The organism is Paeniglutamicibacter terrestris (genome assembly GCF_012271785.1).
GTDB classification, from domain to species: Bacteria; Actinomycetota; Actinomycetes; order Actinomycetales; family Micrococcaceae; genus Paeniglutamicibacter; species Paeniglutamicibacter terrestris.
The window spans coordinates 442,454-454,799 of sequence record NZ_JAAWVT010000001.1 but is presented as its reverse complement, the minus strand read 5'-3'; the positions used below and the strand labels follow the sequence as shown (position 1 = coordinate 454,799).

The window sequence follows — 12,346 nt, the reverse complement described above, 5'->3', positions numbered from 1 at the left end:
TTTGACACATAAATTTGGCCGCAGCGTTGACCAATATACGTACCAAATCGTGGACTAAACGCCGGAAAAAATGTATTTTCCGTGTACCGTGAGCTTAATGGGGAGCGCCGATTGGCCCTCTCCACCTAGGAAGAGGCACGAATTTTGACCGTATCAAATGAACTTTCATTGGGCGTCATTGCAACCTCGAACAAGGTAGACGAGCGCCGCCTACCGATCCACCCAGCACATTTTGAACGAATTGATGAGCGCTTTCGCTCCCGAATAATCATCGAAACCGGTTACGGTGCATCGGTAGGCCTGGACGATGAGGCCTTGGCCCCGTTTGTAGGTCGGATCGCCACACGCAGCGAAATCTTTGCCAGCGCGGATATTATCCTGCTGCCGAAACCACAGCTTGCCGACCTGGAAGAAATGCGTGTTGGTCAGACCCTGTGGGGCTGGCCGCATTGTGTACAGGACACGGCTCTCACGCAGCTGGCCATCGAGAAGAAACTCACCTTGATCGCCTTCGAAGCTATGAACCACTGGGGTTCCGACGGCAGTTTTGGTCTGCACGTCTTCCACAAAAACAACGAAATCGCAGGGTATGCCTCGGTCATCCACGCGCTGCAGCTCTGCGGGTCCACCGGCGACTACGGACGCAAACTTAGCGCCGTTGTGATCGGATTCGGGGCCACCGCGCGAGGTGCTGTTACAGCACTGCACGGCCACGGCATCAACGACGTTCGGGTACTGACCGGAAGGTCGGTGGCAGCCGTTGCTGCGCCCATCCACTCCGTAGAAATGGTGCAATTTGAGCACGACGGCGGACCCCACCTGAGCGAAGTCATCACCGATGAAGGACGCCTGCCGCTGGCGCCCTTCCTGGCCGAGAGCGACATCGTGGTGAACTGCACCCTGCAGGATCCAAACGCTCCGCTGATGTATCTGCGCACCGGCGAATTATCTGCCTTCACTCCGGGAAGCCTCATCGTTGATGTCTCTTGCGACGAAGGCATGGGCTTCGAATGGGCCAAGCCCAGCACCTTCGCCGACCCGATGCACACGGTGGGCGGGAACATTAATTACTACGCAGTTGACCACAGCCCTTCATACCTGTGGAACTCGGCCAGCTGGGAAATCAGCGGAGGGCTTTTACCCTTCTTGGATGTGGTGCTTGATGGTCGTGAAGCGTGGTCAAAGAACGAAACCATCTCCCGTGCCATAGAAATTCGTGATGGCATCATCCAGAACCCAGCGATCCTCGAGTTTCAGAAGAGGTCGGGGGAGTACCCTCACCGAAAACTGATTGACTAGGTAAGCTTCCGGATCGCTCTTGTTCTGGCATGCTTGATAGCGGCATCACCGCACTAGCTAGCGTGTGGCAGCGACCCGGAGAGATAAGGGAACTGATCGTGAACATGCTCTTTTCGGAGAGTTTTCTAAGCCGTCCTCGGCGTGAACTAAGTCCTGGAGCCTACTGGGTGCCGGATTGGCTCAGCGCCGAGGAGCAGCGGTGGATCGTGGCACGCTTCCATGAATGGGGTGCAGGACCTGTGCCTCCGCGGGCGGCCAAGATCGGGGATCACGAAATGTCCGTGCAATCACTGTGTCTCGGCTGGCATTGGCGTCCCTACGAGTATTCACGCGAGGCCACCGACGTCAACGGCAATCGTGTCCTGGACTTCCCGGATTGGATGGTCCGACTGGGGCGTAAGGCGATTTTTGCCGCAACGCAGGACCAAGCTGCCGCCGAGCGCTACACGCCGGACGCCGCCCTCGTGAACTACTACGGGACAGATGCCAAAATGGGCATGCATCAAGACCGAGATGAGCACCTGGGGGATCACGTTGTCTCCCTCTCCATTGGCGACACCTGCAAATTCCGATTTGGCAATACCCAGCATCGAAACCAGCCCTACGAGGACATCGCCTTGGCCTCCGGTGACCTGTTCGTTTTTGGTGGTCCTGCCCGTCTGGCCTTCCACGGGGTCACAAAGATCCTGCCCGGAACGGCACCGGAGGATTGCGGTCTTGGCGCCGGACGGATCAACATCACCATGAGGGTGACCGGATTATCGGACTGAGACTCAATTACCCGGTAGATTCACCGTGGTCAGTACCGCTCGGTGGTCGCTGAGCCCGGCATTGGCCGTGGTGTTCGAAGTGACGTCCAAACCGCGGACCAACACGTGGTCAAGGCGCATCATCGCAAAGGGTGTTTGGGGCCAGGTAAATCCAAAAAGCCCGTTGTCTTGGTTGGGCTCGTCCAGAACATCCGAGATCTTTTGGAATGCTCGGTCGGTACTTGTTGCATTAAAGTCGCCCAGAGCAATGATGTTCTGGTGCGAGTCCGCGCTCACCGTCGTGGCCAACTGGCTCAGCATTTCATCACGATCCACGTGATCATTCGGGCGGGCCGAGGCAGCATGCACAACATAGATCTGGATATTTCCTGCATCGGTCTGGACCTGGGCCGACAACGCGCGCTTCCAACCCAAACCGAGATCCAGCGCACGAGAGTTCACCAAGGGGTACTTGCTCCATACCCCGACGGTGCCAACAACAAAATGATGTGGATACTGAGCATCGAGGGCAGTGGTGACACGCTGGGCACTGTTCTCGTCTAGCTCCTGAAGAGCAATGATGTCGCTACTGCCCGACGCCAAATCGAGTGCCGACTCCGTAGCAGTGCCGGTGCCCGCCTTGATGTTTTGGCTACCGAGGGTCAAGGTGCTGGATGCTGCCGCCGGTGCCGTCCACGACAGCGGAATAATACCGGGCCCGAAGGTGAACAGCCACGTTAATACGGGGATCAGGAGCACCACCAATGAGGTGCGGCTGCGCGAAATGATAGCGAAGAGACCCACCACGATTACGGCCAGCCCCAGCCATGGAGCGAAATTATCCAACAACAGACCCAGTCCAAACAGATCGGGTACGCGCTGGTGAAAGGCGATAAGTAGCGCGCTGGACAGCGCCCCAAGAATTACCAGGAAACGCAGGAAACGGTGGGACCGCGTCCGACGATGCCGCGATCGGGTCGCAACGCGTGGAAGGGCAGAATTAGAAGACATCGTTACCAACAATCCCACACTGAGCTGGATCGCGCATGGGGTCGAGCTGATGCCAACCCCGGAGTTTCGTGTGTAAACCCAGAAAATATGACACGTGGCATAGCCGGGTGTGAGCAAGAGGCCTATCGACTCCAAGAGCCTTAGATGCCATTGTGAGAACAAGGAATTCCTTTTGCCTGTGGCACTTGAAGGCGCTGTAGCGCATGGTGCGGTGGGCTCTTCGGTGACAGGACAGAAAAGATGAGCGAGCGGGACTCGAATAGCTCAGAAACCACCAACACCCTCGGGACGGTGGTGGTCGGGGGAGGGCTCAGTGCCGCACACTGTGTCCATGCCCTGCGAGAGGGTGGCTACACCCTCCCGATCACGCTCATCGCCTCCGAAAACGAGGTGCCCTATGAACGGCCCCCACTCTCCAAGGAACTCCTCCAGGGTAAAAAATCCGAGTCGGAGCTGGCACCCTTTCCTGCCAGTTGGTATGCCGAAGCGAACATCGACCTGCGGCTCTCGGTGGAGGCCGAAAGCATTGATGTCTCCGGCCAGAACGTCATTCTCTCTGATTCCTCCACCGTGGGGTACCAACACCTCGTCCTAGCCACCGGTTGTCGTTCACGCTTGGGTGGGCCAGAATCCAAGATGCCCGGCTGGGACCTTCCCGGAGTCTTATCATTGCGCTCACTCGAGGACTCCAAGAACTTGAGGGAACGTCTGGTCGCAGGCAAACATTTGGTCATCGTCGGATCGGGGTGGATCGGCATGGAAGTTGCTGCCTCCGCCCTGAGCGCGGGGATCGAGGTCACTGTGCTGACTCCCGGTCAGATTCCACTTGCCACAGCCATGGGTTCCGAATTCGGATCCCATGTGGCGCAGCTTCATACCAATGAGGGGGTGAAATTCCAGTTTGGGAGTGCCGTCAGCGGCATGAGCATAGATGCACGGGGCGGTCTCTTGGTGGAGACCGCCACCGGAGGGGTTCAGGCGGATCTGGTCCTGCTGGCCATCGGAGCGGTGCCCAATACCGAGTTAGCGGTGGCGGCCGGGCTATCAGTTGGATCCGGGGTGCTGGTTGATCAGCAGCTGCGCAGCAGCGATAAGAACATCTTGGCCATCGGGGACGTGGCGGAGGCCTACAACACTCGGCTGGGCCGCAGCCTGCGGGTCGAACACTGGGACAACGCGATCCGTCAGGGCAAGTTGGCGGCGGCAACTATTTTGGGTCGGAGCGAATCGTACGACTGGCTACCGTACTTCTTCACCGATCAATTCGATCTAGGTATGGAATACGTGGGGGACAGGGCCGCCGACGACGAGGCCGTTGTTCGTGGAGACATGCTGAAGGGCGAATTCATCATCTTCTGGCTGCGCACGGGAGTCATCACTGCCGCCATGAACGTGAATATTTGGGACGTCAACGATCATCTGCGAGACATGATCGGCACAGAGGTGGCGGTGGAGAGGCTCCAAGACTCCAGCAACGATCTCTTTGCGCTCTAGCCCAGCATCCGGCTTGCAGGGTGTTAGTCTCTGGTCACGAACGCCAGTGGTCATGCTCACTTCTGGTGCGCCGTACTTATTCCCCCACGTAGGGTTAAGACTGGTGGGGAGACCGGCTTCATGGACCTCACCGTTGACTGCCCACTGAACCATCGAAAAGGCACCCGTGAAATCCGACGCCAAAGTCCCGGAAAAAAACAGCTCAAACCACAGTACTCATCTTTCCGGCACGCCACTGCTACTGGCCGTCGTGGCCTTGGCCATGGGTGGATTCGGAATCGGAACCACGGAATTCACCATCATGGGCTTGCTCCAGGAGGGTGCCACCGATCTTGGTGTCAGCAATGCACAAATGGGCCTGCTGATCTCCTCCTACGCCATCGGCGTGGTGGTCGGCGCACCGATGCTCACCGCCTTGGGTGCCCGAGTGGCTCGCAAAACCATGGTGCTGTGGCTCATGGCCTTCTTCACGCTGGCCAACCTCGGCTCACTCTTTGCCGCTAACTATGAGTGGATGATCGTCTCGAGGTTTCTGGCGGGCCTGCCGCACGGGGCCTACTTCGGAATCGCAGCGATTTTGGCTGGCACCTTGGTGCCAGCGTCCATGCGTGGGCGGGCCATCGCGTGGGTCATGATGGGGTTGGCCGTTGCCAACGTGATTGGTGTTCCGGTGGTGACATTCATCGGGCAAAGCTATGGCTGGCGCTGGATGTTTGCCATCGTCGGACTCGTGGGTGCACTGACATTTGTTGCCATCAGATTCTTCGTTCCCTACGCCCCGGCGCAAGAAGGTGCCAGCATCCGCAGGGAGCTTTCGGCACTCAAGAGCGGACAGGTCTGGATGGCCATGCTGACCGGAATTGTCGGGTTCGGTGGGTTCTTCGCCGTCTACTCCTACATCAGCCCCATCCTCACCGACGTCACCGGGCTGCCCATTGGCGCCGTTCCGCTGGTGTTGGGACTTTACGGAATCGGCATGGTCATTGGTTCGGTGATTGGTGGGCGATTGGCCGACTGGTCGGTGCTCGGCGCCATTTACCTCTCCACCGCGGCGATGGTGGTCTTCATGTCGATCTTTGGTCTGGTGGCCACGCAGCTGATCCCCACCCTGATCCTGATCTTCATTCTGGGTGGCACCGGATCACTGCTAGTTCCCGCATTACAAGCCCTGCTGATGGATTCGGCACCCCGCGCGCAATCTCTAGCCGCATCATTGAACCACTCGGCCCTGAACGTAGCTAACGCCTTGGGCGCAGCTCTGGGAGCCGCCGTCATTACCGCCGGATTCGGCTACCGCGCACCGGCATTCCTCGGTGCCGGCTTAGCCCTAGTCGGGTTGCTGTTGGCACTGGCCACCGGGCTTCGTGCCAAACGCATTGCCGCGGCAGAAACGCGATAGCGACCAGCACCGTCGCGGTAATGGACTATTTGTGGTTGGCCCCAGCACTGAAGGTCTTCATTGAGTCGAAGATCTGCTTGAGCAGCAGCTGCATGGTGCCCGTTACATCGACGGTACGGTCAACGAGCCATTGCTGCTGCAGGCCGTCCGCCGTGGCTAGCGAAATTCGGGTCATGGCGAGGAAGTATTCGAGCTCTTCGGCCGAAGGCTGAGGCTTGTCCTCCCTGTAGTAAGAAGTTTTGGCCAACTCGAGGAGGCGGGCATAGCGCTCTTGGAAGTACGCTGCAGCAGGATGGTTCGGGTCGGTCGCCGCTGCGGACATGGTCACGTAGAGGGCGACCAAACCGGGAGCTGCGGTGTCCTGAGTCAACACCTCGATGAAACGCCGAGTCTGTTCTTCCGTTGTCCCGGTAATTTCATTGCGTTCGTCACGCTTGCGCAAGATCTGGACCAACAGATCTTCCTTAGAGTCGAAGTAATGCATCACTCCGGCAAGGGAAAGATCGCAAAGACTCGCAACCTTACGAAGAGACGTTCCTCGGTATCCCTCAACTGCGAATACCTCCAACGCCACATCAAGTATCTCGGCACGCTTTGCGATGCCCTTTGCATATGAACCACGATTTGCCATGGAGCTAAGAATAGCCAGATTTCAGGGCAACGCTTACATACCGCTCAAATATCAGCTTTGGCTCCCCTCCCGAGTTCCTCCCGGGGGTGGGGCTTGCGCGGGAACATGGGAAACACTACTGTGAAGACCTGTTTACTCAGGTGAGATCCGTATTTCAGGGCAAAAAAACCGGTTTTGACTGGTCTGTTGACCGGCAGAGAAACGAGCAAAAAACTCATAATGAATACCGGGTGACCGACGTCATAATGTGGCGAGTTTGCCCCGGTTTTCCAAGGTTTTCTCATGCTTCCTCGTATGATTTTGAAACTGAGAAGACCGCTGCGTGGCGGTCGATTGGCATTCGAGGGCTGTTGTGCTGTAGATTATTATCTCGGTTCGGCAGCCCTTCGGGAAAGCTTGAAACTAAACCTTTCGGGGGTATGGCGCAGTTGGTAGCGCGTCTGCATGGCATGCAGAAGGTCAGGGGTTCGAATCCCCTTACCTCCACCGAAAAAAAGGTCCCAAACACTTGTTTGGGACCTTTTGCATTGGGCCGGGATTCTCAGCTTGCTATGGATCGATATCCGGAATATCCAATCATGGCTCGCAACCACGTCGCTAAAGGATCTAGACCGATTCTCTGAGCGCTTGGTGTTCCGATTGCGAAGACGGGGACTTCACCTCGCATGCGCCCGGGCAGCAAGCGCAGTACCCGTGCAGGGTCTCGCGACCCTGTCACTAGCAGGGCGACCGGTCGGTATCCGAACACTGCCTTAATGAGTGCCAACCCGTGCAGGCGTGAAAAATGCAGAGGCCCCGCCAAGACGATGGCGTCGAAGAAAATGAGTTCGTGAGCCGAAGCGCTAGCCACCTCAAAAAGTTCGCTGCGCAGCTCAAAGGAACGGAGCTTCGAGGAGAGCTCAGTAGCCTGCTTCTTGGCCTGCTCATCACGTTGGTAATAGACAATGGCGACGCGATCCATGTGAATCCCTCTATCCCTGCGAAAAATGCATACCGTTGGCAAAAAGCTCGGTCCATTTCACTCCACGCTAGGCCCGATTCCCGGGAATTGGCTGTGAGCCTGGGCCTGACACTCAATACGTTATTTTTGCCCCCGATTTCACGGTGGGGCCAACGATTGGGATAAGAGTTGGCACGTCGATTGCCTATGTATGAACCGAAGAAGATACTGGCCCCAAGGGTCTTCATGGGGAAGTACAACAGGGGTGAATTCATTGTTGGGGCATTGGGGAAAAAATAGGATTATTCAGAGTGCCGTGGGAGTGCTCGGGGCCGTGGCCTTGGTCATTTCATTGGCACCGGGACCACAAGGTTCGGCTCGTGCCGATACCGCGGTGGTGCAGCAGATTCAGAGAGCTGCGACGGCTCTTCCGGCATCGCTGACCACTACGGCAAACCTGAATATGAGATCTGGTCCGAGTACCGCGTATCGGATTTTGCTTACCATTCCGTCGGGGACAACGGTGAAGGTCTTGGATCGCGCGTCCACGGGTTGGTACAAAGTTAGCTACGGGGGACTCAGCGGCTGGATCAGCAACGCCTACGTGAAGGTTTCAACATTGCCCGCCTCGGTTCGAACCACCGCGAGCCTCAACATGCGCAGCGGTCCAAGCACCGCGTATCGAATCCTCGCGACCATTCCGCTCGGGACCACCGTGAAGGTTCTGGATCGTGCGTCAACGGGCTGGTACAAGGTCAGCTACGCCGGAATCAGCGGCTGGATCAGCAACCTCTACGTCACCACATCCACCGCACCCAGTGCGCCGCAATCCACGGGCCCAAATCGCACCTCGCGAGTGGTGCTGACCTTCGATGATTGCCCCAGGACGCTGAGCGCCTTCAATGCAGCCATTACCTACGCTGCCGATCACAACATGGGTCTGGTCCTGGCCCCGACCGGTGATTGCATCTCTTCGTTCAAGTCGCGCTATGGCGTGGACATCGCGGCATTGGCCCGGGCTAAGGGGCAGTGGGTGATTAACCATTCGGTCAGCCATCCCGATTTGCGGCCGCTGAGCTGTGCAGCTGCTGCAGCAGAATTGGGCGGCACCGGGGTGCACACCAACTTTGGCCGCCCGCCATATGGCGCCGTTGATGCCAGTGTCCGCTGTGCCTACGACCGGGTGGGCATGGCAATTTGGACTTGGTCGCGCGACACCGAGGACTGGAGCACAAAGTCAAAGTCCATCACGGTGGCCAGAGCTTCGGCCGCCCAACCACGTGACACAGTCTTGATGCACATGCAGTGGTACGGCTTCGCGCCGGACTCACTGCGGCAAATCAAGGCGAACCTCGCCGCACGCGGCGTCCAGGTGTGTCGTGCCTACCGCGGTACGGACGGTGCCGGCGCTGTGGTCAGAACCCCGCAGCTGCTGCCAGCATCCCTTCCCTGCTAGTGAGAAGCCGGAGCCCGACGGTGTCTTAGGACAGGCGCCGGGCCCCGGCTCCCGGGATGACCGAGAAGATATCGGGTCTCAGGTAGCCGGCCGCGTCAAAGGCTTCACATACAGCTACCGATATCTCCTCCGTGCGGGAGGCCTCGAGCAGAGCGATGGCCGATCCGCCAAAGCCGCCGCCGGTCATACGGGCGCCAATGGCGCCGGCGGCCATGGAAGTGGTCACCGCCAGATCCAGCTCGTCACAGGAAATTCCGAAGTCATCACGCATGGAGGCGTGGCTGGCGACCAGCAGGTCTCCGATCGCAGCTGGCCCGTGCGTGCGCAGCAATGCCACGGTATCCAACACTCGCTGGTTCTCGGTGACGATGTGCTTGACCCTGCGGTAGATGTCGGGCACCAACGCTCGCTGAGCCTCCTCCAACCTGTTCGTGCCCACGTCGCGCAGGGCAACAACACCCAATTCTTGGGCTCCTTGGGTGCAGGCGCGAACCAATTCCTTGTAGCCTCCGGAGTCATGTGAGTGGCTGACCTTGGTATCGATGACCAACACCGTCAGGCCGTTGGCGGCCAGTGGCAACTGAATCTGCTCCGTTTCCTTGGTGCGGCAATCAAGGAACAGTGCGTGCTCGGTGGTGCTGAGTAAGGAGGCCGACTGATCAAGGATGCCAGTCGGTGCCCCCACAAAATCGTTTTCGGCGCGTTGACAGATCAAGACCAGCTCATCGCGTTCCAGACCCAGCTCGAGCAGCTCGTTAAGCCCTAGCGCCACAGCGCATTCGATGGCGGCCGAGGAGGAGAGTCCTGCCCCGATGGGAACATTTGAATCCAAGAGAATGTCGGCGCCCGGCAGACGGTGGCCGCGGAGTTCAAGTGCCCAGAAAACCCCTGCCACATAGCGAGCCCACGGCTCCACCGATGCCGGGCTCAGACCATGGAGCTGAACCTCGATGACGGGACCACCGTGGGTGGACGCGATACGCAGACGCCGCTCGGCCTTACCATCGTGGATCTTCACACCGATCATCGCGAGCCTGTCGATCGCAAATGGGAGCACGTAGCCCTCGTTGTAATCGGTGTGCTCACCGATGAGGTTTACCCGCCCAGGGGCGGCAAAGCAGGCATCGGGCGTTTGACCGAAGTACGTGGCAAAGTTCTCGGCCAGGGTATTCATGCGGTGGTCCTTCATTTGGTCAGTACTTCTGGTGGAAGGGTGGCCATGGCGGTGCGTAGTGCCGCGGCCGTGGATTCGGGGGTGACATCCCCGATGAAAGCGCCCATGGCGGCCTCCGAACCAGCGAGGTACTTAAGTTTGTTTTCGGCACGACGGGGTGAGGTTAACTGTAGGTGGAGCCATGCCTCGCTGCGGTGCGGGTGCCGAGTTGGTGCCTGAAACCATCCGGCAATGTAGGGAGTCGGTGTGGGATACAGCGCGTCAACCGTGGATAACAAGCGGTGGTACATCCGTGCCAGTTCATCGCGCTCTTCACCGTTCAGCTCCGAAAGATCGGCAACCTGGCGGTGTGGCACGAGGTGAACCTCAATGGGCATGTGCGCGGCGAAGGGGACAAAGGTGGTGAAGTGAGTGCCGCGTTCGAGCACGCGGCGGCCGTCGGCGACCTCAAAATCCAGAACATCGGCCATGAGCTGGTGCCCGGTTCTCGCGCGATGTGCGGCGGCGCGCTCCAACTGATTTTCTGTGCGCGGGGTTGTATAGGGGTAGGCATAGATCTGCCCATGTGGGTGATGCAAGGTCACGCCAATTTCAGCTCCACGGTTCTCGAAGGCAAAGACCTGTTCAATTCCCTCAAGCTGGCCGAGTTCGCGTGTACGGTGGGCCCAAGCTTCGATGACCGTGCGGATGCGCCGCACGCCGAGGGACGCCAAAGAATCGGTATGCGAGGGGCCGAAAGCGATGACCTCACAGCGTCCGTCGGCCGGTCGCACTGCTCCAAGGACCGCTGGAACATCGGAGACATGCTGTTCGGGGCCGAAAGACGGGAAGCGGTTTTCGAAGACCACCACGTCATAGGTGTCTGCCGGAATTTCGCTGGCCATCTGGGCACGGGTGGGGCACAGCGGGCATTCGCTGGCGGCCGGAAGGTGGGTTCGTGACTGGCGGTGTGCAGCGAAGGAAACCCATTCCCCGCTCAATGCGTCGTAACGCAGTTCAGAGGTGGGCGGGCGCAGCGAAAGCTCACGGTCATCCGTTGGTGCTATGAACCCTGCGGGCCTTTCGGAGTTGTCAAAGAAGTAGAGAAGTTCTCTTCCATCGCCGAGGCTGGCGCGTACCGGCGGCGTTGCTGTCGAGTTCTTATCCACGGTTTCTCCTTGACATGAGCTAAATCAAACAAATTCGATCATATTCTATCGGAAAGTAACGCCTTGAGGTAGGTGTGGGGAGACTCAATGCACCGTACTTGGCAGCGAAAGAAGGGGGAGATTCGCGAATTGTCGGGTCACGGACGACCTAGAAGTTCACGCAATGTCGTCCATTTTCGAACACGTTACGACACGACATGTTCGTTTCTCGCTACGATGGAGACTGAACCAAACATCGATCACCCAGTGAATGGACGACCATGACCGAGATGCTTGCCAGTGCCAGGCAACAACGCATTCTAGATGCGCTGCGGGAACGCGAACAGGTTCGCGTCACCTCCATGGCCACGGAACTTGGCGTCTCGGAGATGACGGTGCGCCGAGATCTAAACGTCCTGGCCGCTCGCGGCGCGCTGGTCAAGGTTCATGGCGGTGCCACTTTGGACGCGGCACCGACAAGCAGTGAACCCGGCTTCACGCACAAACTGGCGTTGCGTGCGGCGGAAAAGCGGGCCATAGCTCAGGCCGCTGTTGAATGGGTGAAGCCAGGTATGTCTATCGCACTGAACTCGGGGACTACCACCTACGCGCTGGCAGCCCAGTGTGCCGGCATCAACGATCTGACGGTCATCACCAATTCCCCACGTATTGCCGAGGTCTTCTACGCTGCCTCGACCCCGGGGCAAAACATCATTCTCACCGGCGGAATCCGCACCGTGTCTGATGCCTTGGTGGGACCGCTGGCGCTCTCCGCGTTGTCGCAACTACACGTTGACCTCTTGTTCTTGGGGGTGCACGGGATGACCGCCGAGGACGGCTACACCACCCCCAACATGTTGGAAGCGCAGACCAATCAGGCATTTATCCGCTCCGCTGCGCGCCAGGTGGTGCTGGCCGACCACACCAAATGGGGAGTGACTGGCTTGTGCCAGATTGTTCCGTTGGCAGGCATCGACGCGGTGGTGACCGGTGCGCAACTGGACCCGCATGCCCAACAGATCTTGCGCGAGCTCATTGACTCACTGATCCTGGCCTAAGCCCGGAA

General features: G+C 58.6%; 11 protein-coding genes and 1 tRNA gene. 7 read left to right on the top strand and 5 right to left on the bottom strand.

Annotated elements, in window-relative coordinates; genetic code table 11:
• Nucleotides 1-141 precede the first annotated feature (141 nt).
• Together HED64_RS02050 and HED64_RS02045 are read left to right on the top strand one after the other, a co-directional pair.
• Nucleotides 142-1,299, top strand: coding sequence for a Rossmann-fold NAD(P)-binding domain-containing protein (locus HED64_RS02050; RefSeq protein WP_168151099.1), 1,158 nt, complete (start codon nt 142-144; stop codon nt 1,297-1,299).
• 104 nt (nt 1,300-1,403) lie between these two features.
• Complete coding sequence (locus tag HED64_RS02045; protein WP_168151098.1) at nt 1,404-2,069, top strand: alpha-ketoglutarate-dependent dioxygenase AlkB family protein; 666 nt, start codon at nt 1,404-1,406, stop codon at nt 2,067-2,069.
• 3 nt (nt 2,070-2,072) lie between these two features.
• Here HED64_RS02045 and HED64_RS02040 read toward each other — a convergent pair whose 3' ends face one another.
• Complete coding sequence (locus HED64_RS02040) at nt 2,073-3,059, bottom strand: endonuclease/exonuclease/phosphatase family protein (RefSeq protein WP_168150431.1); 987 nt, start codon at nt 3,057-3,059, stop codon at nt 2,073-2,075.
• 240 nt (nt 3,060-3,299) lie between these two features.
• Between HED64_RS02040 and HED64_RS02035 the strand changes: the two genes are divergently transcribed.
• Together HED64_RS02035 and HED64_RS02030 are read left to right on the top strand one after the other, a co-directional pair.
• Nucleotides 3,300-4,553, top strand: coding sequence for an NAD(P)/FAD-dependent oxidoreductase (locus HED64_RS02035; protein WP_168150430.1), 1,254 nt, complete (start codon nt 3,300-3,302; stop codon nt 4,551-4,553).
• 262 nt (nt 4,554-4,815) lie between these two features.
• Nucleotides 4,816-5,952 carry an MFS transporter gene (locus HED64_RS02030; RefSeq protein ID WP_168151097.1) on the top strand — a complete coding sequence of 379 codons (1,137 nt, stop codon included), beginning with the start codon at nt 4,816-4,818 and terminating at the stop codon, nt 5,950-5,952.
• A 25-nt stretch (nt 5,953-5,977) separates the two neighbouring features.
• On the opposite strand, the gene HED64_RS02025 is transcribed toward HED64_RS02030, so the two are convergent.
• Entirely contained in the window at nt 5,978-6,583 is a 606-nt protein-coding gene (locus tag HED64_RS02025; protein ID WP_168150429.1) for a TetR/AcrR family transcriptional regulator, read from the bottom strand.
• Between the two features lie 413 nt (nt 6,584-6,996).
• Between HED64_RS02025 and HED64_RS02020 the strand changes: the two genes are divergently transcribed.
• Nucleotides 6,997-7,069: transfer RNA gene (locus HED64_RS02020), tRNA-Ala, on the top strand.
• A 55-nt stretch (nt 7,070-7,124) separates the two neighbouring features.
• Here HED64_RS02020 and HED64_RS02015 read toward each other — a convergent pair.
• Entirely contained in the window at nt 7,125-7,544 is a 420-nt protein-coding gene (locus tag HED64_RS02015; protein WP_168150428.1) for a hypothetical protein, read from the bottom strand.
• A 295-nt stretch (nt 7,545-7,839) separates the two neighbouring features.
• Here HED64_RS02015 and HED64_RS02010 point away from each other — a divergent pair, with 295 nt between their 5' ends.
• On the top strand, nt 7,840-8,979 hold the full coding sequence (locus HED64_RS02010; RefSeq protein ID WP_168150427.1) for an SH3 domain-containing protein: 1,140 nt from the start codon (nt 7,840-7,842) through the stop codon (nt 8,977-8,979).
• Between the two features lie 25 nt (nt 8,980-9,004).
• Here the strand turns inward: HED64_RS02010 and galK are convergent, their stop codons facing one another.
• Nucleotides 9,005-10,153 (bottom strand): galactokinase, encoded by a 1,149-nt coding sequence (galK, locus tag HED64_RS02005; protein ID WP_245325600.1) that lies wholly within the window; start codon nt 10,151-10,153, stop codon nt 9,005-9,007.
• Between the two features lie 11 nt (nt 10,154-10,164).
• Nucleotides 10,165-11,301 carry a galactose-1-phosphate uridylyltransferase gene (gene galT / locus HED64_RS02000; protein ID WP_168150425.1) on the bottom strand — a complete coding sequence of 379 codons (1,137 nt, stop codon included), beginning with the start codon at nt 11,299-11,301 and terminating at the stop codon, nt 10,165-10,167.
• A gap of 341 nt (nt 11,302-11,642) precedes the next feature.
• On the opposite strand from galT, the gene HED64_RS01995 reads away from it, so the two are divergent.
• Nucleotides 11,643-12,338 carry a DeoR/GlpR family DNA-binding transcription regulator gene (locus HED64_RS01995; protein WP_425351775.1) on the top strand — a complete coding sequence of 232 codons (696 nt, stop codon included), beginning with the start codon at nt 11,643-11,645 and terminating at the stop codon, nt 12,336-12,338.
• Nucleotides 12,339-12,346 lie beyond the last annotated feature (8 nt).

What these genes read in the sequence shown, in the direction of transcription:
- HED64_RS01995 (WP_425351775.1), top strand. Translation starts at nt 11,643, where the DNA reads ATGGCCACGGAACTTGGCGTCTCGGAGATGACGGTGCGCCGAGATCTA.
- HED64_RS02015 (WP_168150428.1), bottom strand. Translation starts at nt 7,544, where the DNA reads ATGGATCGCGTCGCCATTGTCTATTACCAACGTGATGAGCAGGCCAAG.
- galK (WP_245325600.1), bottom strand. Translation starts at nt 10,153, where the DNA reads ATGAATACCCTGGCCGAGAACTTTGCCACGTACTTCGGTCAAACGCCC.
- HED64_RS02030 (WP_168151097.1), top strand. Translation starts at nt 4,816, where the DNA reads ATGGGTGGATTCGGAATCGGAACCACGGAATTCACCATCATGGGCTTG.
- HED64_RS02045 (WP_168151098.1), top strand. Translation starts at nt 1,404, where the DNA reads ATGCTCTTTTCGGAGAGTTTTCTAAGCCGTCCTCGGCGTGAACTAAGT.
- HED64_RS02025 (WP_168150429.1), bottom strand. Translation starts at nt 6,583, where the DNA reads ATGGCAAATCGTGGTTCATATGCAAAGGGCATCGCAAAGCGTGCCGAG.
- HED64_RS02040 (WP_168150431.1), bottom strand. Translation starts at nt 3,059, where the DNA reads ATGTCTTCTAATTCTGCCCTTCCACGCGTTGCGACCCGATCGCGGCAT.
- HED64_RS02035 (WP_168150430.1), top strand. Translation starts at nt 3,300, where the DNA reads ATGAGCGAGCGGGACTCGAATAGCTCAGAAACCACCAACACCCTCGGG.